15 protein-coding genes are annotated in these 19267 nt (G+C 68.5%); 7 read left to right on the plus strand and 8 right to left on the minus strand.

Annotation, left to right across the window (positions count from 1 at the left end; translation table 11 throughout):
- Positions 1-143: 143 nt before the first annotated feature.
- Positions 144-2384 (minus strand): ParB/RepB/Spo0J family partition protein, encoded by a 2241-nt coding sequence (locus CSEG_RS12905; protein WP_013079682.1) that lies wholly within the window; start codon positions 2382-2384, stop codon positions 144-146.
- A 523-nt stretch (positions 2385-2907) separates the two neighbouring features.
- On the opposite strand from CSEG_RS12905, the gene CSEG_RS12910 reads away from it, so the two are divergent.
- From CSEG_RS12910 to CSEG_RS12940, 7 genes are all read left to right on the plus strand, one after another.
- The gene (locus CSEG_RS12910; RefSeq protein ID WP_013079683.1) at positions 2908-3219 is read left to right on the plus strand and encodes a helix-turn-helix transcriptional regulator; all 312 of its coding nucleotides are present in this window, start codon (positions 2908-2910) and stop codon (positions 3217-3219) included.
- 183 nt (positions 3220-3402) lie between these two features.
- Positions 3403-4548 carry an inorganic phosphate transporter gene (locus tag CSEG_RS12915; RefSeq protein ID WP_013079684.1) on the plus strand — a complete coding sequence of 382 codons (1146 nt, stop codon included), beginning with the start codon at positions 3403-3405 and terminating at the stop codon, positions 4546-4548.
- A 202-nt stretch (positions 4549-4750) separates the two neighbouring features.
- Complete coding sequence (gene arsJ, locus CSEG_RS12920; protein ID WP_013079685.1) at positions 4751-6484, plus strand: organoarsenical effux MFS transporter ArsJ; 1734 nt, start codon at positions 4751-4753, stop codon at positions 6482-6484.
- A gap of 46 nt (positions 6485-6530) precedes the next feature.
- A complete protein-coding gene (locus CSEG_RS12925; protein ID WP_013079686.1) occupies positions 6531-6971 on the plus strand; it encodes a hypothetical protein in 441 nt (146 codons plus the stop codon).
- Between the two features lie 91 nt (positions 6972-7062).
- A complete protein-coding gene (locus tag CSEG_RS12930) occupies positions 7063-7269 on the plus strand; it encodes a hypothetical protein (RefSeq protein ID WP_013079687.1) in 207 nt (68 codons plus the stop codon).
- A gap of 12 nt (positions 7270-7281) precedes the next feature.
- Positions 7282-10086 carry a heavy metal translocating P-type ATPase gene (locus tag CSEG_RS12935; RefSeq protein WP_013079688.1) on the plus strand — a complete coding sequence of 935 codons (2805 nt, stop codon included), beginning with the start codon at positions 7282-7284 and terminating at the stop codon, positions 10084-10086.
- Positions 10083-11108 (plus strand): ArsJ-associated glyceraldehyde-3-phosphate dehydrogenase, encoded by a 1026-nt coding sequence (locus CSEG_RS12940; RefSeq protein ID WP_013079689.1) that lies wholly within the window; start codon positions 10083-10085, stop codon positions 11106-11108. The genes CSEG_RS12935 and CSEG_RS12940 overlap by 4 nt, the downstream gene beginning before the upstream one ends.
- 13 nt (positions 11109-11121) lie before the next feature.
- Here the strand turns inward: CSEG_RS12940 and CSEG_RS12945 are convergent, their stop codons facing one another.
- From CSEG_RS12945 to CSEG_RS12975, 7 genes are all read right to left on the minus strand, one after another.
- On the minus strand, positions 11122-11961 hold the full coding sequence (locus tag CSEG_RS12945; RefSeq protein ID WP_013079690.1) for an EcsC family protein: 840 nt from the start codon (positions 11959-11961) through the stop codon (positions 11122-11124).
- Between the two features lie 85 nt (positions 11962-12046).
- Entirely contained in the window at positions 12047-12961 is a 915-nt protein-coding gene (locus CSEG_RS22595) for a helix-turn-helix domain-containing protein (protein ID WP_013079691.1), read from the minus strand.
- 66 nt (positions 12962-13027) lie between these two features.
- Positions 13028-14344, minus strand: coding sequence for a hypothetical protein (locus CSEG_RS12955; protein WP_013079692.1), 1317 nt, complete (start codon positions 14342-14344; stop codon positions 13028-13030).
- Between the two features lie 85 nt (positions 14345-14429).
- Complete coding sequence (locus tag CSEG_RS12960) at positions 14430-15686, minus strand: tyrosine-type recombinase/integrase (RefSeq protein WP_013079693.1); 1257 nt, start codon at positions 15684-15686, stop codon at positions 14430-14432.
- Between the two features lie 316 nt (positions 15687-16002).
- A complete protein-coding gene (gene guaA / locus CSEG_RS12965) occupies positions 16003-17565 on the minus strand; it encodes a glutamine-hydrolyzing GMP synthase (RefSeq protein WP_013079694.1) in 1563 nt (520 codons plus the stop codon).
- Between the two features lie 30 nt (positions 17566-17595).
- Entirely contained in the window at positions 17596-18876 is a 1281-nt protein-coding gene (locus CSEG_RS12970) for an RsmB/NOP family class I SAM-dependent RNA methyltransferase (RefSeq protein ID WP_013079695.1), read from the minus strand.
- On the minus strand, positions 18876-19265 hold the full coding sequence (locus tag CSEG_RS12975; RefSeq protein ID WP_227878835.1) for an MAPEG family protein: 390 nt from the start codon (positions 19263-19265) through the stop codon (positions 18876-18878). Before CSEG_RS12975 ends, CSEG_RS12970 begins: the two co-directional genes overlap by 1 nt.
- Positions 19266-19267: the final 2 nt, after the last annotated feature.

Raw genomic sequence — 19267 nt, forward strand, 5'->3', positions numbered from 1 at the left:
TGGCAGACAACCCTGAATTGATCGTTAGCCTTCCACCGTGATCAGCTTGATCGCGCGCGCGAACGCGGCCGATCGCCGGTGATCGGCCGCGCCCGGCGAGCCCTTTGGACGGGGCGGCCCGCGCGGGTCGCCCCGTCCTGACCTTACGCCGCCGCCTCGGCGAGCATCGCGGCGACCTCGGCCTCGTCACCGGGACCCGGGTCGAAGTCATCGGCCATGGTCTCGGGATCGAGGGCTGGCGCCTCCCCGGCCTCGTCCGCCGCCAGGGCCTCGACCTCGTCGATCGCCTCGGTCCGGGGCGCGGCGTCCTCGGCGGCCTCCCCCTCCGGCCGCGCGGTGCGCAGCACGCTCGGCAGCCATCCGGCCTCGACCAGCAGCGGCTCGGCCGCCTCGACCATCTCAGCCTTGCGCAGGCCGGAAAGCCGGGCGGCGGCGTCCGGCGACACCGCGTCGGCGACGGCGGCGAGCACCTGGGCCTTGGTCACCCGGTCGAGATAGCGACGGCCGGTCGGGCGCCAATAGGCCCGCATGTCCAGCGCCAGGGCGGTCGCCAGGGTCTCGACGTGGGCGAGGACTGGAACCGGCCGCCGCTCCCAGGCCCGCAGCCCGTCGAGGGTCAGGCTGACGCAGTGAGCCAGGAGGCTGGCGCGGCTGTCGCCGTCAAGCCCGATCACGAAGTCCCAAAAGTCCTCGGGCTGGGTCGGCGTCTGGCGCGCCCATTGCCGATGGCGCTCGGCGATCGCCAGCGCGGCCGGGCTTTCCGCGATGCCCTCGGCATAAACGCCAAGCTCGCGCGAGCCCCAGCGGATGTCGAGGCAGGAGGCCGCCCCGCCCATGCCAAACACCCGGCTGACCAAGGCGTGGACCAGGGCCAGCTGGGCAAGGTCGGGGTCTTGCGCCAGGGCGTCGCGCAGGGCGGCGGTGCGGTGGGCGGTCAGGTCGGCGACCACCCGCTCGGGCAAGGGCGCGGCCGGGTCTCCGGCGGGCTCGGCGCCGGCTTCATCGCCCCCGTCGGCCTCATCGTCGCCATCCCAAGGCGCGTCCGCCTCGCCCTCCTCGCCTTCACCTTCGCCCGAGGCCAAGCCATCGGCGTCGTCCGCGCCGACTTCGGCCGCGTCGTCCGGTTCCGGCGCGGGTTGATCCTCGGGCCGCACGAAACCTCGGTCGATGCGCGCTTCGCCATAGGGGGCCAGCACCACCAGCACCCCGGCCCGGGCCTTCTCATCGGCGTCAAAACCGTAACCGTCGCCGATCGCCTCGCGCGCGTCCTCGATCGCCGTCAGGCGCGCCTCGACCTCGGGCGGCAGCGGATCGACATCGGCCCATTGGTCGATGAGCTCGCGCGCCTCGGCGTCCAGAGCCTCGAGTGTGGCGATGTCCTCGGCGCCGCGGGGCAACAGATGCTCCCAGATGCGCGCGCAACCATGGCCGTGCGGGAACTCCAGATGCGCCGAGGCCCATTTCCAGCCCTCGCGGTCGCGGACCGCCTCGGCTAGGGCGGCGAGCTTTTCGCCGACCAGCCGGTCGAGCAGCGCCACGTCCTCGACCCATCCTTCGTTGTCGGGGGTGAAGAGGTCGCGCAGCACCGCCCCGCCCGCCGCGACGTAGGCCTCGAAGCCCAGGAACCGCACCCGGCGGTCGTCGGCCGCGACCTTCATCTCGGTCATCGCCCGGCGGATGGCGTAGGGCTGGCGGCCCTGCGCGCAAAGCTGGGCGTAGACCTGCATCTGGCGCTCGGGATCGGGATTGACCGCAAACGCGGTCACCTGTTCGAGCGTCAGGGCCTCCTCGCGATAGAGGTCGAGCAGCGCCGGGGCCACCGCCCCCAGCCGCAGACGCTGGCGGACGATGTCGGGTTTGACCCCAAAGCGAGCCGCGATCTCCTCGGCCCCGTAGCCCTTGCGCTCGGCCAGGTCCTTGAAAGCTTCGAACTGGTCGGCCGGGTGCATCGGTTCGCGACTGAGGTTCTCGTCCATCGACACCTCGGCCGGGTCGTTGGTCGTATCGACCACGCAGCGCACGGCCGCGCCCTTGGCCAGGGCCTTGCGCTTGGCCAGCAGGCGCAAGGCCTGACGCCGCCCCTCGCCCGCGCTGACCAGATAGTAGCCGGTCTCGCGGCCGTCCTTAATCTCCGGCTCGACGACGAGCGGCTGCAGGACGCCCTTGTGGGTGATCGAGGCGGCGCGCGCGGCGATCACCTCGGCGCTGTGGCCCACGCGCCGGGCGTTCTTGGGCGAGGCTTTGAGGCGATTGAGCGGAATGTCGCGCACCTCGCCGTACTGAACGACGAGACCGCCGGACGGTCGAGCGTCCGCCGAAGCGGCGGGCGCGACTGGAGCGGCGGGTGTGGCGGCGTCGGCCGCTGGGCTGTGAGACAGGGACATGAGGGCCTCCTTGGGGGCTCGGGGTCAGGCGCAAAAAGCGCGCCTGACCCCGACGCCCGTCGGCGAGACCGGGTGTGCAAGCGGAGGGGCGGCTTCGCGGGGACCCGGCTGCAGGGGCCTTCCGCTCCGATCTCGCCGCCTTGGCCGCCAAGGCCCCGAAGCTGGGCGGAAGCCGATCCGCAGCGCGCCGAGGGCGGAGCCCTAAGCCCCGGCGGGCGCCAGCCCGCCCAGGCAAACATGAAGCCTGCACAGGAGCCCGCGCATCGCGCGGGCGGGAGGCGGCGTCGAGCGGCCGGCGGCGCCCCAAAGGCGCCCGTCAGGCGGCGCGCCCGAGGGAGCGGCGAAAGCCGCGGGACCGAGCATGACCGCCGGCCGCTCTCCGTCTGGGGTGAAGCCGGACGCGAAAGCGGTCGGCGAGAACCCCGCCGTTCGCCTGTCTTTGCACGCCAGGGCTCGCCCACCGCCGGCCCGCCCTTGCCACCTTGCGCGATGACCGCGTTGCTGACGACAAAGGAGACCCGACATGCCGCAACCGCCCGCGCCGCCGCGTCCGATCGGCGCCCTGCCCGCCACCCGCGCCATCCGCCGCCCGGAACTGCGCAAGCTCGTGCCGCTGGCCGACACCACGATCTATGAGATGGAAAAGCGCGGCGAATTTCCCCGCCGCTTTCCACTGACCCGGCGCTGCGTCGTCTGGGATCTGGCCGAGATCGAGGCCTGGCTCGCCGCCCGCAAGCTCTCAGCAACCGTCCCCGTCGAAGGTCCGGATGTGCGGGTCCGCAAGACCCGGCCGGTGCGATCGCCGGCCGCCACCGCGCACCCGAAAAGAGAGTAACGATCATTTTCCGATCGTGAGTTGCATTTTCGCTAGGCGGATTTTCGCTTCATGCTAGTGTCATGAAAGTGTCACGACCAGGCGGCGAGCCGCCGGGTCGCGCCAGCGCCGCCATGGGCCGCGCCCAGTTCCCGTATCCAGTTGCTCAGCGTCCGTTCCCGTTCCAGCACTTGGGGGCCGTGCATGATCCTGTTGGGTTTTCTGCTGATTTCGACGCTGTTCCTGGCCTATGCCAACGGCGCGAACGACAACTTCAAGGGCGTCGCCACGCTCTATGGCAGCTATAGCCTTGGCTATCGGAGCGCGCTCTGGCTCGGCACCGGCGCGACCTTCCTCGGGGGTCTGACCTCGATCCTGGTGGCCACGGGCCTGATCAAGATGTTCTCCGGCGCCGGCGTGGTTCCGGCCGAGGTCGCCACCTTGCCGACCTTCCTGGCCTCGATCTCGGCGGCGGCGGGCGGCACGGTGATCCTGGCGACCATCTTCGGCCTGCCGGTCTCGACCACCCATAGCCTGACCGGCGCGATCATCGGCACCGGGCTGGTGTTCGTCGGGCCGCACTTGAACCTGGCCTTGCTGGGCAAGAGCTTCGCCCTGCCCCTCCTCGTCAGTCCGGTCGTGGCCGTGCTGCTGACCATGCTGTTCTACGGACTGATGCACCAGATCGCCAAGCGCACCGGCCTCAAGCGCGAGACCTGCGTGTGCGTGGACGGCGGTCGCCTGATGCAGGTGGCCAATCTGCAGCCGGTCCCGGCCGGGGCCGAGGGCTTCGCCACGGCCTACAGCCACGAGGAAGGCCAGATCATCACGGTCGCCTCGGCCCAGCACTGCGTCGAGAAATACGGCGGCAAGGTTCTGGGCCTGCAGGTCCAGCAGGTCACCGACGCGGCCCACATCGCCAGCGCCGCGGCCGTCAGCTTCGCGCGCGGCCTCAACGACACCCCCAAGATGCTGGCCCTGCTGCTGGCGGCCAAGGTGATGAATCTCAGCTATGGCGCGGTGGCCATCGTCGTGGCCATGGCCATCGGCGGCCTGCTCAACGCCCGCAAGGTCGCCCACACCATGGGCCGGGGCATTTCAAAGATGAACGATGGCCAGGCGCTGTCGGCCAATCTCGTGACCGCCTTCCTGGTCATCGTCGCCAGTCGCCTGGGCATGCCGGTCTCCACCACCCAGGTCAGTGTCGGGGCGATCGCCGGGGTTGGGCTGATCAACGGCACGGCCAACGGCAAGATGATCTCCGGCATCCTGGCCTCCTGGCTGATGACCCTACCGATCGCCGCGGTCCTGGGGGCGAGCATCGCCCTGGCGCTGCGGACGTTCGGCTAGGTCCCATCCCGCTGCGCACCTTGCCAAGAAGGGGCTGGGCAAGCCCGGCGAGTTCGGTTAGCGTTCCCTTCTGCGTTGTGTTTCGTGGGTGTGCAACCGCGCTTCAGGTTCGCGCGCCCCTCACCATCGAGAGCCAGGGGGCGATCGTGTTGGCGCGCGTGACCGATCAGACGTTCTGGCTCAACAGCGCCAGGCCCACGGCATGAGCCTGGCCGCCGAGGACACGCCCTATCGCCGTCGCCGCCCGCCCCCCGCGGGCGAGCCGGCCGCGCGTGAGCGGCCCTCCGAAGCGGACTATCGCAAGCGTTCGACAAGCGCGCGCTCGCCCGCCCGCGGCGCCTCCTACGCGGCGGGCTTTGCCCTGTCGTTCGCCACCGGCCTGATCCGCAACCTCGCCGCGCCGCGCGCGGCCGCCCCCGCCCCCTCGGCAAGGCCGTCCCGCACGACCCGCCCCTCGCGGCCGGCCATGCGCGCGCACCCGCCCGTCCGTCGCCGCCCCGGCGCGCCGCCGCCCCGCCCGCAAGCCAAGGGCCCCCAAGCCAAGGGTCAGGCCAAACTCGCCGCTCCGCCCGCCGCCGGCCCGTTTGGCGCGGTGCTGAACTGGCTCAGGCGCAAGCGCGACGCCTGGCGTGCGTGGCTGGAGGGCCTGATCGCCACCTTCTCCAAACGCGGCGACGGGGTGTTCGAATACGCCCTGGTGACCCTGGCCTATTGGGGCCTGACGATCACCGACGGCGCCATCCGGATGCTGATCCTCTTCCAGGTCTATCTGATGGGCTATTCGGCCATGCAGATCGCCTCGCTCTTCCTGTTCTATGAAGTGTTCGGGGTGCTGACCAACCTGTTCGGCGGCTGGATCGGGGCCAATTTCGGGCTGCGGGTGACGCTGTTTGGCGGCCTCGGCATCCAGGTCGCGGCCCTGGGCATGCTGGCCTTGCTCAACCCGGCTTGGCCGACCTGGCTGGTGATCGGCTACGTGATGGTCAGCCAGGCCTTGTCGGGCATCGCCAAGGACCTGACCAAGATGAGCTCCAAGAGCGCCATCAAGGCCGTGGTCCCCAAGGACGCCGACGCGACCATGTATCGCTGGGTCTCGCTGCTGACCGGCTCGAAGAACGCGCTGAAGGGCGTGGGCTTCTTCGTCGGGGCGCTGTTGCTGACCGTGGCCGGCTTCAACCTTTCGCTACTGATCATGGCCGCCGGCCTTCTGTTCACCCTGACGGCGCTTTGGCGCCACCTTCCCGACGATCTGGGCCGCACCAAGCAGAAGGCCAAGTTCACCTCGATGTTCTCGATGGACCGCCGGATCAACATCCTCTCGGCGGCGCGCTTCTTCCTGTTTGGGGCCCGCGACGTCTGGTTCGTGGTCGCCCTGCCGGTCTATCTGGCCGCGGTGTTTGGCTGGTCGCCGATGGTGGTCGGGGCGTATCTGGCGCTGTGGACCATCGGTTACGGCATCGTCCAGTCGCTGGCGCCGAAGTTCATCGCCGCCAAGCCGGGCGAGGCCCCCAAGGGCTACACCGTCTTCCTGTGGTCGGCGATCCTGACTGCGGTGCCGGTCGCCATCGCCATCGCGCTCGGGGCCGGCGTCTTCCCCGGCTTCTCGCTGGTCGCGGGTCTGGCGGCGTTCGGCGTGGTCTTCGCGATCAACTCGGCCGTCCACTCCTACATGATCGTCCACTACGCCGAGTCCGAGAAGGTCGCGATGACCATCGGCTTCTACTACATGGCCAACGCCGGCGGACGGCTGGCCGGTACGGTGCTGTCGGGCCTGGTCTATCAATACGCCGGCGGCATCGTCGCCTGCCTGTGGCTGTCGGCGGTGTTCGTCGGCTCGGCCGCCCTGATCTCGACTGGCCTGACCCTGCCCGAAGAGCGCCGCGCGCTCGGCCCGCCCAAGGCCAACCAGGGCGCGCTCGCGCCCCTGCCCGCCTAGTCCCTGCTTTTGTTGCAATCCGCCTCCAGACCGCAAGGAGCTCCCGATGACCGACACGCCTGAAACCCCCGGCCCCGCCGCCGCCCCCGAGGAACCGCCGGCCAAGCCCAAGCGCGCCGCCGCGCCCAAGGCCAGCGCCCCGCCGCTGGGCGACAGCCTCAAGAACGAGGCCGAGCCAGCCACCGAGACGGTGAGCGAAAAGGTCGGCGAGAAGGTCGAGGACGTCTTCCGCGCCTTCGAGAAGGGCCGCGAGGACGCCATCGAGGCCGCCGCCAAGGTCGCGCCGGGCCTCAAGCGGGCCGCGGCCAAGAGCGCGTACATGTTCTGCTACTACCTGGCGTTCGGCGCGGTCTATTCGGCCGAGCTCGTCATGAGCGCCGTGCCGCAGGACTCGCCGATCCGCCATGGCTTCAGCGACGGCGCCGACGCGGCCAAGGCGGCCCACGCCCACCACAAGCGCTCTGGCGGCCTGCCCCAAGCCGCCTAAGCGCTGGCGGCGGCGCCGTCCCCCACCGGCGCCGCCGCCTCGCCTCACGTTTCCAAGCGCCTCCGAGCGCCAAGCCCAAGAGGACCCAGTCATGCCTTACCTGATCGCATTGGCGGCCGGCTTCATCCTCGGCAAGGAGTGGCGCCGGTTCAAACGGGTCATGGACCCGGTCTCGGGCGCGGCGGCCGCGCGCTTTGACGCCCTCTATTCGGGGGTGGCGCGCGATGTCGGCCAGAAGGTCGAATACCTCGAGGACCGCATCGCCCTGCGGCAGGCCCGCGGCGTTCATAGCCGCTGACCGGACCAGACCATGCAGGTGACCTATCCCCGCGACGGCGCGCTGCGGATCGCTGATCTCGGCTTTCTGGCCATGCCCGAAAGCCAGGACGCCAAGCGCTTCTTGGCCACGCTCTTCAAGATCCCCGAGGTCACACGGGTCGAGATCGCGCCCGAGCGCCAAATCGCCGAAATCCACTTCGACCGGCCGCTGGCCCCACGGGAGATGGCCCGGCGGATGGGGGCCCAGACCGTGGTGGCCGCCGCGGACGAGGAGACGCGCCTGCCGGTGCTGGCGACCGACCCGAGCGGTCTCGTGCGGCTGCATCGCTACGGCGAAGTGATCTCCAGCTGGTCGATCGTCAGCGAGATGCCGGGCCGCGTGCGCTTTCGCAACGCCCACCTCTATCGCAAGAAGCAGCTGTGCCAGGACATCGAGCGCGAGCTGATGACCGTGTTCGGCGTCGACCGCTTCAAGGTCAATCCGCAGACCTGCTCGGCGCTCATCCATTTCGATCCCGCCGCGCTCGACCGTTGGCAACTGCTCGAGTGTCTGGAGATGGCCCTGCGCCATGCGCAGGAAGACCCCTCCCCGGCCAAGAACAATCATGAGCTCCTGGTCTGCACGGCCGCGGCGGGTCTGGCGGCGGTCGCTCAGTTCGCCGCCCCGGCCCTGCTCGTCCCGGCCGCCGCCCTCTTCGTCTATTGCGCCGTGCCGACCATGATCGGGGCCTGGGACACCCTCTTCAAGGAACGCCGGATCGGGGTCGACGTGCTCGACGCCATCGTGGTGATCGCCTGCCTCTTCACCCTGGAGATCTTCGCCGGGGCGGTGCTGGCCTGGTGCCTGAGCTTTGGCCGAATGCTGCTCGAGCGCGCCCAGGAAGACTCCCGCCGCCGGCTGATCAACGTGTTCGGCAAGCAGCCGCGCACCGCCTACCTCTATCGCGACGGCGTCGAGATCCTGGTCCCGCTCGACCAGGTGCGTCCGGGCGACATCATCGCCGCCCACACCGGCGAGGTGATCGCCGCCGACGGCGTGGTCTTCGAGGGCGACGCCCTGGTCGACCAACACGTCCTGACCGGCGAGGCCGTGCCGGTGGAAAAGCAGGCCGGCGACAAGGTCTACGCCTCGACCCTGGTGATTGGCGGGCGCCTCCTTATCACCGTCGAGAGCGCCGGGCGCGAGACCGCCACCGCCAAGATCAGCGCCATCCTAAACGACACCGCCGCGTTCCGCCTGACCTCGCAGTCCAAGGGCGAGGCCCTGGCCGACAAGGCGGTGCTGCCGACCTTGGGGTTGGCGTCGCTGGGCTTGGCGGCCGTCGGCGTCCCCGGCGCGACGGCGATCGTCAACTGCGACTTTGGCACCGGCATCCGCATGGCCGCGCCGCTGGCGCTTTTGAGCTCGCTGTCGGTGTGCGCGGGCCGGGGCATGCTGATCAAGGACGGCCGGGCGCTGGAGCAGATGGACGAGGTCGACACGGTCCTGTTCGACAAGACCGGCACCCTGACCCACGAGCGACCGCAGCTCCACCGCGTCCATTGCTTCACCGACCTCGACCAAGATGCGGTGCTGACCTACGCCGCCGCCGCCGAGCAGCGGCTGGAGCACCCGATCGCCGCGGCCATCGTCGAAAGCTTCCGCGCGCTGGGGCGGCCCTTCCTGAAGACCGACCAGTCCTCGTTCAAGATCGGCTACGGCATCAGCGTCCACATCGACGGCGATCCCGTCCTGGTCGGCAGCAGCCGGTTCATGGCCCTGGAGGACGCCAAAGCCCCGCCTTCGGTCGCGACGATCGAGCAGGAGGCCCATGGCGAGGGTCATTCGATCGTGTTCGTGGCGGTCGCCGGCCAGGTGGTCGGCGCCATCGAGCTGGCCCCCAAGCTGCGCGAGGGGGTGCGCGAGGTGATCGCGGGCCTGCGCGAACGTGGCGTGCGCCAGATCGTGATCATCTCCGGCGACCACGACAAGCCCACCCGCAAGCTCGCCGAAACGCTGGGCGTGGATCGCTACTTCGCCGAGGTCCTGCCCCAGGACAAGGCCCGCTACGTCGAGCTCTTGCAGGCCGAAGGCCGCAAGGTCTGCTTCGTGGGCGATGGCATCAACGACTCCATCGCCCTCAAGCGCGCCAATGTCTCGGTCTCGCTGCGCGGGGCCTCGACCGTCGCCACAGACACCGCCCAGCTGGTGTTCATGGAGAGCGACCTTTGGAAGCTCTGCGAGTTCCGCGACATCGCCCGCGAACTCGACAAGAACGTGAACCTCAGCTGGCAGATCATCCTGGTCCCCAACCTCCTCTGCATCGGCGGGGCCTTCTTCCTGGGCTTTGGGGTGATGGCCTCGGTGCTGGCCAACAATGTCGCGGCGATCGCGGCCCTGGCCAACGGCCTGCGCCCGCGCGGCATGTACGCCAGCGAGACCGGAAGCGCCAAGGCCGCCGCCGGCTCTATCCTCACCGCCGCCAAGGGCTTGCTGCGCGGCCCGGGCGCTTCGGACCAGGCCTCGGCGCCCGCGTCCGAGGACGATCCAGACAGTCTGATGAGCCACGTGGCGCTCCGGCGCGGCCGCGGCTTTTTCATCTGGGCGGGGCTGGCTGGGCTGGCGCTGCCGGGCATTCCGGGCTGGCCGCTGCTGATCGTCGCCGTCGCCCTGGGCGCGGGCGGCAAGTTTGGCGGGGCGCGTCTCGATCGCTGGGTGCGGTCCCGCTTCCCGCAGGTCCGGGCCGAGGCGCTGCGCTTCGCTCACATGCTGATGGACGACCTGGATCGTCGCTTTCCCGACCCGCCGGCGCTCGCCGGCCTTTCACCCACGCTGAGGATCGAGGCGCGCGCATGAAGACGAGAGTTGGCATCAACGGCTTTGGCCGCATGGGACGGCTGGCGCTGCGCCAGGGCTTTGATCATCCCGACCTTGAGTTCACCCACATCAATGAGCCCAAGGGCGGCGCGGCGGTGTCGGCCCACCTTCTGAAGTTCGACTCCGTGCATGGCCGCTGGCCCCACGCGGTCGAAGCCAGGGACGACGCCATCGTCATCAATGGCATGCCGGTGAGGTTCAGCACATCGGCCACGGTCGAGGGCATCGGCTGGCAAGACGTCGATGTCGTGCTCGAATGCAGCGGCAAGTTCCGCACGCAGGCGTTGCTGGAGCCGCATTTCGCAGGCGGGGTGCGCAAGGTGATCGTCTCGGCTCCGGTCAAGGACGATGTCCTCAACATCGTCATGGGCATCAACGACCATCGCTATGACCCGGCCAACGACCACATCGTCACGGCCGCGTCCTGCACGACCAACTGCCTGGCCCCGATCGTCAAGGTGATCCACGAGAACCTCGGCATCCGCCACGGGGTGGTGACGACCATTCACGACATGACCAACACCCAGGCCGTCACCGACACCCCGCTGTCGGACCTGCGCCGGGCCCGGGCCGCCAGCCTGTCGCTGATCCCCACCACCACCGGCTCGGCCACGGCGATCTCGCTGATCTATCCGGAACTGAAAGGTCGGCTGAACGGCCTGGCCGTCCGGGTGCCACTGCTCAACGCCTCGCTGACCGACGCGGTGTTCGAGGTCGAAAAGCCGACCTCGGTCGCCGAGGTCAACGCCCTCTTCAAAGCCGCCGCCGACGGCCCGCTCCACGGCGTGCTGGGCTATGAGGATCTGCCGTTGGTCTCGGTCGACTTCAAGGGCGATCCGCGCTCGGCGATCATCGACGCCGACTCGACCATGGTCGTGGCCGGCACCCAGGTGAAGGTCCTGGGCTGGTACGACAACGAGACCGGCTATGTCGCCCGGATGATCGACCTGACCCGCAAGATCGGCGCGGCCCTGGCGCTCGACCAGATGGCGGCCGAATAGGTCCGCGAGGCGGTCAGGCGCTCGCCGCGCCGCTCTTGCCGACCGCGCCGCGCTCGGCTGGTCGGGCACTGGCCTTGACCGCATCGTAGCGCGCGCGCACAGCCGCCTCGCCATACTGGCGTTCGAGGCGGCGGACGATGAAGTGTCCCCGCCCCTTGCGCTCGAAATGGTCGGCGAAGGCGGAATTGACGATCAGACCGGCGACCGCGCCCACCACCGCCACGCCTTGGGTTCCGATCTTAGCGCTGACCAGCGGCGCGAAGCGCCCCGAGACCCGGGCCGCCAGCGCCGGCACGATGCTGGCCAGGGACTGCTCGGCCAGACGCGGCAAGCCGGTGGCTAGGGCGATGCGGGTGGCGAAGTAGCCTTCGTTCTCCTCGTCATCGCGCAGGCCTGGACCGCCGAAGGCCAGCACCTTCAGGCACTCGAGCTTGGCCTCGGGCAAGGACAGGTCCTCGCCCTCGCGCGCGGCCACCTGGGCGATGCCGCGCATCAAGAGCGCCGTCGTCACCGGCAGCTCGACGAGGGTGCCCGGCAGGCCGGCCAGGCCGCCGCCGCCGCCGCTCAGGGCCACGCTCAGGCGAGCAAACCAGCTCGACGCGGTCAGACCCGCGCCGTCGCGATCGACGGTCAACAGCACCTTGTCGAAGGTGTACTCCAGCACCTGAGCGAGAACGTCGGCGAGGTTCTCGCCGATCTTGGCCGGCACCAGGGCGTTGAGGCCCTTGAGGCCCGCGCCCGCCGCCGCCCCAGCGATGCTCAGCAGGGTGTCGGTCAGGGTTTCCTTCTCGAGCAGCCCCACCGCCAACGCCAGGGCCGCCTCGTCGTCAGGGCTCCAGTCGACATCGCTCATGGCGCCGTCCTCCGCTCCCCTGACCATCGCAGACAACCTGAGAAAAGGCGAAGGCTTAGGCGCGCGCGTTCGCCCCCGGGGGGAGTTAGTCGCGTCCGCGCGATCGGCCCTTGCCCGAGGCTTTCTCGGTGACGGTCGGCTTGCCGCCAAGGACGCCCGACACCGGGTCACGTGCGATGACCAGGTTGCGCGACGCGACCACTCCGCCGGCAAAGTACACTGGCCGCTTATCGGCCTGGACATAGTCGAGGGACTTGTGGACTTCACACCGCAGCGAGTAGCCATCGAAGACCGACGTGTCGCCGCCATAGAAATGGATGGAATGGGTGGTCGGCTCGTAGGTCGCGATTTGGTGCCCGTGGTCTTTGACGAGTCGCTTGACGTCCTTGAGCACGCTCTCGACAGACCGCCCGACCAGGGCCGCCCCCACGGGCTTGATTTGGGAAAGCAGGCCGAACCGTTCAGCCGCCAGGCGTGCGCCCTCCTCCGTCAGGCCGATCGTGCGTTCCTTGCGCCTGTCACGCAGGATCAAGCCCACGGCCTCAAGGGCGCCGAGAATGCGGGAGAAATTGGCGTCGCCGATCCCGAGCTGCCTGGCGAGATCCGCGCGCTTGGCCCTGCCGCCTGCTTCATGCAGCGCCTGCAAGATCGACAGCACGTGCGGCCGCTCCAGCAAACTCTTGATGTCGTGAACCTTGCAAGTGCGCGCCCAATCGGCGGCCATGTCCGAAAGGACCAACAGACGCTCACCGACCAACGTCTCGCCCCGCGCCTTGAGCAGAGCGGAGGATTGGCGAATGACATCGATCCAGGCGCTAGCGTCGTCGGCGCGTCGCGAGGTCAGCCGCCGCACCGTGACCGCCTTCAGGGCGATATAGACGCGCTGGCCATATGCCTTGCCCGCCATGTCACCGGCTTCGCGGATAACCGCCAGCGCTTCCGCGGGCGAGGCGTCGCCCGAAGCGATGTAGTCGAAGGCGCGCGCGGCTTCACGAGTCATATCGTCCTCATATCCGAAGACACTTTACAACGTTTTACATAGGGATGCGTTCACGAAGTCAAACCCTTAGTCGCTCGGATGGACGCTGAAGACGTCGTGGACGCGGGTATTGTTCGGATCGGCGCTCGGGTCATCGCGCGGCGGCAAAACGTAGCCAATCGGCTGCGTAGCGCCCGGCGGCGTGAACGGCGGATAGCGGTGTTGGACGACGAAGGCGCGTGACCGAAAGCGGGTGATCATGTCGCGGGCCGTGGCGATATGTCCAAGCATGGTCTTGTCTTCGCCGCAGGAGGTGACCAGCGCGTAGTCGATGTCGAACTCTGGAAAGTAAGCCCCTTCCAGCCGCTCGCAGAAATCGAGGCAGACGCCAAAGCCGATCAGGCGGTCTTCGGTCACCAGCACGTGCAAGCGGTCGCCAGCGACGATCCGCTCGGGCGCGCCGCCGGCATTGTAGGCCAAGAGCTTGGTGTGGTGCAGGATGGGTTCGCCATAGGCGTCGAAGACGGGCGCGACATTGCCCATCCTGCCCGCCTCATCGACAGGCACGTGCCACGACCCGGCGACGATCAGGGCCGGCGCGCTGATCGGCTGAGCGCTCGCCCAGCGTATCCGCTGGCGAAGGTGCTCTTGCAGAACGTCCACCTGCTCGGGAGGCATGGTGAGCTCTGGCAAGATGAGGGCAACGCACTGGGCGTCGTGCGCGGCCTCCAAACGGTCCCTGACCTGGCCGTTGTGATTGGCGCACGTGACGCCAGTCACCACGAAGTCCTTGCCGGGCAGATCGTCCTCAAACGCCACACCGGTGAAAAAGCCTGCTCCGAATGGGGCGCTCGCGGGCCAGGCGCTGGCCATGTCGCGCCAGTGAAGCTCAATGGCCACGCCATTCAATTCGACTGGCAGAAGCCTGTGATGCGGCATCAGATCGCGCCAACGCAGGGTAATCTGCCACGGCGCATCCTCCCGACGCGCGGACGTTCGATGGAGCCCGCCGCGCGGGATCAGAAACGCCTCGCCGTCGGGATAGGCGACGCGCCAGTCCTCGTTGGGCTCTGCCGGCGCTAAGTCCCCCTCCAGCTCATGGTGGAGCGCGTCCAGCGCGTTGAGTTGCACCGACAGGGCCACGAACAGGGTCTCAACCGCCTCGTCGGCGCGTGGGATCGCGTGATCGTCGTCCATCAGGCGCGCATTCGCGGCGAGCACCTGCAGCTCAAAGAAGCCCGCATCGGCATAGCCGTAGCGGCGTGAGATGGTCAGTGGGCAGGACTTCAAAAGCATCGCCACCGTGACGAGGGCCCGCGCGTGTCCTCCCGGCCCCGAAAGGCCCTCCTTCGCGAGGTCATCGACAGTGCGCCAGGCGCTTGAGCGCCATTCTTCTTCAGTCATCGCTCTTCTTCGCCTGCTGCTTGGCCGCGCGCAACGGGAGCGATTGCGATCGACACGACTCTACCGCTCGATCCGGGGACGACGCTCATGCGCCTGGGTCCAGGATGACGCCGTGGCTCACCGAAGGCTGCAGGGTCGGCGTGTGCTTACGACCAGCGGCCCAGGCGTCGACCATATCGGCCCACTCCTGCAGCATGTGCGTCCGTGCGTGGGCGTATTCGGCGACGTTGTAGACCCGCCGCGACGTCCGGCGATCCACGTGGGCCAGGCACTTTTCGATCCAATCGGCCTCGAACCCGACTTCGTTGAGCAGGGTCGAGCCGGTCCGGCGCAGGTCGTGGACCGTGAACGGCGCCAGGGCCTGCTGGTTTTCCTCGGCGCGCTCGGCGATCGCGGTCGTCACCCGGTTGAAGGTGGCGCGCGACATCGGCTGATCGGCTTCGTAGCGCGACGGCAAGATGTAGGGCGAATTGCCCGCGCAGGTTCTCAGGGCGATCAGGATGTCGAGCGCCTGGCGCGACAGATAGACGTTATGCGGCCGGCCGCACTTCATCCGGGCGGCGGGGATGCACCAGATGGCGTTGACGAAGTCGACCTCGTCCCAGGTGGCGAACACCAGCTCGCTCTTGCGCACCAGGGTCAGCAGGATGAGCTTCATGCCCAGGCGAATGGTCGGCAGGGTCGGGACCATCTCCAGCAGGCTGTAGAAGATCCGGATCTCCTTGGGCGTCAGAGACCGTTCTCGCGGCTGGAACTTGGCGATCGAGGATGGACTGACGTCGGTGGCGGGATTGTCGACCTTGGCGCCGTGCAGGCGGGCGAAGGCATAGACCTGCTTGACCAGCTCCCGGACGTGAATGGCGGTCGCCGGCGCCCCGCGTGCCACGATCGCCTCGCACGCCAGGCGAATATCCATCGCCTCGATCTCATGCAGGCGCCGGTTTTGGAACACCTTGGCCACATCGCGCAGATAGATCGACCGGCGCATGTCGCGGGTGCTCTGGGCCATGGTGGCCTTCTCGAACCAGCGCTCGGCCCATTCGCCGAACGTCCCGCAATCGCGCTGCGCGGCCTTGGCGCGACGGCGCTCGATCATCGGCGATTGACCATCGCGGACGGCCTTGCGGGCCTCCATGGCCAGCTCCCGGGCGCGCACCAGGGTAATGCCGCCAACCCCATACCGGCCAAGGGTTAGCGTCTCTCGGCGGCCGTTGATCCGGTAGTCCAGGCGGAACGACACCGTCCCGCTCGGAGCGACCGCGACGAAAATACCGTCACGATCCGCCACCTTGTACATTTTCGCCTGTGGTTTCAGGGACTTGAGCTTACTGTCCGTGAGCATTGACGGTCTCCGAATGGCCCCAAATCGCCGCTCGGACGCGCAAAAATACCGTCAGACCACTTCAGGCCGACTTTCGCGCAATTTCCGCTGGATTTTCAGGGACTTGAGTTCGAAAAAAATACCGTCATGACGTAATCCGGGACGGTATATCGCCTAAGATCAATCCCGCAAGCCTTTGGGGAGTACCGTCACTCGTACCGTCAAAGCAAAAGAGCGCTGGCGATTGCCAGCGCTCCTTGATGAAAGAAAACACGATTTATTTCAGGCGCTTACAGCATTTTTCGATAGTCGCTGAACGCCCTAAAATGACGCCCCGTCACTCCCACTCGATCGTGCCGGGCGGTTTGCTGGTCACGTCGTAGACCACGCGGTTGACGCCGCGAACCTCGTTGATGATCCGCGTGGCGGTCTTGCCCAGCACGGGCCAGGGGAACTCGAAGAAGTCGGCGGTCATGCCGTCGGTCGAGGTCACAGCGCGCAGGGCCAAGACGTTCTCGTAGGTGCGGGCGTCGCCCATCACGCCCACTGTCTTCACGGGGAGCAGCACGGCGAAGGCCTGCCAGATCTGGTCATAGAGGCCGGCGTTGCGGATCTCCTCCAGATAGATGGCGTCGGCTTCCTGCAGCACCTTGACCTTCTCGGGCGTGATCTCGCCGGGGATACGAATGGCCAGGCCCGGGCCGGGGAACGGGTGACGGCCGACGAAGGCCGGGGCCAAGCCCAGCTCGACGCCCAGGGCGCGGACCTCGTCCTTGAAGAGCTCCCGCAGCGGCTCGACCAGCTTCAGCTTCATGTAGTCCGGCAGGCCGCCGACATTGTGGTGGCTCTTGATCACCGCCGAGGGGCCACCGCGCGCCGAAACGCTCTCGACGACGTCGGGATAGAGCGTCCCTTGGGCCAGGAACTGCGCGCCGTCGATCTTGGCCGCTTCCTTGTCGAACACGTCGATGAACAGGCGGCCGATGGTCTTGCGCTTGGTCTCCGGATCGCTGACCCCCGCCAGTTCGCCGAGGAACAGGTCGCCGGCGTCCACGTGGACCAGCGGGATGTTGTAGTGGTCGCGGAACAGGGTCACGACCTGCTCGGCCTCGTTCTTGCGCAGCAGGCCCGTGTCGACGAACACGCAGGTCAGCTGGTCGCCGATGGCCTCGTGGATCAGCACGGCGGCCACCGAGCTGTCGACGCCGCCCGACAGGCCGCAGATCACCTTGCCGGTCCCCACTTGGTCGCGGATCTTCTGAACCATCTCCTGACGGAAGGCCGCCATGGTCCAGTCGCCCTTCAGGCCGGCGATGTTGAACAGGAAGTTCCGGTACATCTTGGCCCCGTTGACGGTGTGGTACACCTCGGGGTGGAACTGCAGGGCGTAGATCTTCTTGGCGTCATTGGCGATGGCCGCGAACGGCGCGCCGGTCGAGGTGGCGATGACCTCAAAGCCGTCCGGAATGGCGGTGACGCGATCGCCGTGGCTCATCCAGACGGTCTCAACGCCGCCGACGCCGGCCAGACCCTGGAACATCGGGCTGTCCTTGCCAACGGTCAGTTCGGCGCGGCCGAACTCGCCGGCGTGGCCGCCCTCGACCTTGCCGCCTAGAACGTCGCACAGCAGTTGCTGGCCGTAGCAGATGGCCAGCAGCGGCAGACCCAGGTCGAACAGCTTGCGGCCGATGCGGGGGCTGTCGGCCTCCAGCACGCTGGCCGGACCGCCCGACAGGATGATGGCGCTGGGCTTGTATTCGTCGACGACGGCCTCGGCCTTGTCGAACGGATGGATCTCGCAATAGACGCCGGCCTCGCGCACGCGGCGGGCGATGAGTTGGGTCACCTGGCTGCCGAAGTCGACGATCAGGACGCGCTGGTGGTTCGGTTCAGGGGTCATCGGCGGGTCTCCAGCGGTCTGGCGTTCAGGTCAGGGCGTATAGGTGGATCGTTCCAGCACGGCGGCGAAGAAGCCGTCCGTCCCGGCGCGGTAAGGGGTCAGGCGCAGATAGCCTTCGGGGGTCACGTGCTGCTCGACGCCCGCCAGGGCGATCGGCTTCACGGTGAATTCGGGGTGGCGTTCGAGGAAGCCGGCGACGCGGTCCTCGTTCTCGTCGGTCAGCAGCGAGCAGGTGACATAGACCATGCGGCCGCCGGCCTTCACGAAGGTCGCGGCGTCCTCCAGCACGCTGTCCTGCTCGATCTGGCGCTTGGCCAGTTGGTCGGGCGACAGACGCCACTTGGCGTCGGGGTGGCGGCGCCAGGTGCCGGCGCCGGTGCAGGGGGCGTCGACGAAGACGACGTCGATCTTGCCCTCCAGGCCCTTCAGCGGGGTCGCCTCGATCGGCGAGCGGATCTGCAGGTTGCGGACCCCTGCCCTCTGACCCCGACGGATCGTGTCGGCGAGGCGGCGGGCGTCGGCGTCGTGGGCGAAGATCTGGCCGCTGTTGCCCATGGCGGCGGCGAGCGCGAGCGTCTTGCCGCCCCCGCCGGCGCAGAAGTCCAGCACCTGCTTGCCCTTGACCTCGCCCGCCACGGCGGCGGCGATCTGCGAGCCCAGATCCTGGACCTCGAACCAGCCCTTGGAAAAGGCCGGCACGGCCTCGACGGACGGGGTGCGGTCAGCGGCCGCCGGCGCCGGAATGCGGAAGGCGTTCGGCAGGATGCCCGCCGGCGCGGCGTGGATCGGCGCCAACGCCTTGGCGGCGCGCTCGGCGTCGGTCTTCAAGGTGTTGACCCGCAGGTCCACCGGCGCGCGCTCGGACAGGGCCCGCATCTCGACGGTCTGGTCGGCGCCCAACGTGCGGATCAGCCGCTCTTCCAGCCAATCTGGATAGTCGCCGACGACCGGGGCGGGTGCGTTGCCCAACGCGATCGGGCTGGCCAGACGCTCACGCTCGGCGTCGGTCAGGGCGCCAAAGCCATGTTCCTCGGCCGTGGCTTCGGCGATCCGCTCGGGCGTCCAAGCCCAGGTGAAGGCCAGCACGCCCAGAACGACGCCGCGCGGGCTGGCGTCGCCCATCATCCACCCCAGCGAACGCTTGCGACGCAGGGCGTCCAGCACGAGGCCGGAGACGAAGGCCCGATCCTTGGAGCCTGCGTAGCGGGCCGCCTCGCCCCAGCGCTTCAGCGCCATCTTTACTGGAAAATGCCGCGTCTCGATCTCGGTGAGAACCTCGATCGCCGCTGAAACCCGTCCTCCGTCGCGCATCAGACGACCAGGGCCAGAAGGGTCAGGAAAATCCCCGTGAAGGAGACGGCCCACGCGATGCTGCGCACCCAGGGCGCGCCCAGCGCGTAGAGCGGCAGGAAGGCGATGCGGCCGCCGACATAGAGGCCCGAGCCCACCAAAGTCAGCGTCCCGAACCGGCCGCCCAGATAGGCGACCAGCACGGCGGCGGCGAAGAACGGGAAGCTTTCGCGGTAGTTGGCGAAGGCCCGCTCCAGTCGCGCGGCCACGCCGCTGACCGGAAAGGGCTCGTCGCGCGGACCGGCGCTCCACTTCAGGCCCCGCTGTGACACGCCCGCCAAGGCCGCCGCCAGCAGGTGGACGAGGCCGATCAGGACCGCCACGCCCAGCATCTGAAGTTCGAACGCCATCC

This window comes from Caulobacter segnis ATCC 21756 (assembly GCF_000092285.1).
GTDB classification, from domain to species: Bacteria; Pseudomonadota; Alphaproteobacteria; order Caulobacterales; family Caulobacteraceae; genus Caulobacter; species Caulobacter segnis.

Excerpts from the sequence above, each read along its gene's own strand:
- CSEG_RS12905 (WP_013079682.1), bottom strand. The coding sequence starts at position 2,384 with ATGTCCCTGTCTCACAGCCCAGCGGCCGACGCCGCCACACCCGCCGCT.
- CSEG_RS12955 (WP_013079692.1), bottom strand. The coding sequence starts at position 14,344 with ATGACTGAAGAAGAATGGCGCTCAAGCGCCTGGCGCACTGTCGATGAC.
- CSEG_RS12930 (WP_013079687.1), top strand. The coding sequence starts at position 7,063 with ATGCCTTACCTGATCGCATTGGCGGCCGGCTTCATCCTCGGCAAGGAG.
- CSEG_RS12960 (WP_013079693.1), bottom strand. The coding sequence starts at position 15,686 with ATGCTCACGGACAGTAAGCTCAAGTCCCTGAAACCACAGGCGAAAATG.
- CSEG_RS22595 (WP_013079691.1), bottom strand. The coding sequence starts at position 12,961 with ATGACTCGTGAAGCCGCGCGCGCCTTCGACTACATCGCTTCGGGCGAC.
- CSEG_RS12935 (WP_013079688.1), top strand. The coding sequence starts at position 7,282 with ATGCAGGTGACCTATCCCCGCGACGGCGCGCTGCGGATCGCTGATCTC.
- CSEG_RS12910 (WP_013079683.1), top strand. The coding sequence starts at position 2,908 with ATGCCGCAACCGCCCGCGCCGCCGCGTCCGATCGGCGCCCTGCCCGCC.
- CSEG_RS12975 (WP_227878835.1), bottom strand. The coding sequence starts at position 19,265 with ATGGCGTTCGAACTTCAGATGCTGGGCGTGGCGGTCCTGATCGGCCTC.
- CSEG_RS12915 (WP_013079684.1), top strand. The coding sequence starts at position 3,403 with ATGATCCTGTTGGGTTTTCTGCTGATTTCGACGCTGTTCCTGGCCTAT.
- CSEG_RS12970 (WP_013079695.1), bottom strand. The coding sequence starts at position 18,876 with ATGCGCGACGGAGGACGGGTTTCAGCGGCGATCGAGGTTCTCACCGAG.
- CSEG_RS12945 (WP_013079690.1), bottom strand. The coding sequence starts at position 11,961 with ATGAGCGATGTCGACTGGAGCCCTGACGACGAGGCGGCCCTGGCGTTG.
- guaA (WP_013079694.1), bottom strand. The coding sequence starts at position 17,565 with ATGACCCCTGAACCGAACCACCAGCGCGTCCTGATCGTCGACTTCGGC.
- CSEG_RS12925 (WP_013079686.1), top strand. The coding sequence starts at position 6,531 with ATGACCGACACGCCTGAAACCCCCGGCCCCGCCGCCGCCCCCGAGGAA.
- CSEG_RS12940 (WP_013079689.1), top strand. The coding sequence starts at position 10,083 with ATGAAGACGAGAGTTGGCATCAACGGCTTTGGCCGCATGGGACGGCTG.
- arsJ (WP_013079685.1), top strand. The coding sequence starts at position 4,751 with ATGAGCCTGGCCGCCGAGGACACGCCCTATCGCCGTCGCCGCCCGCCC.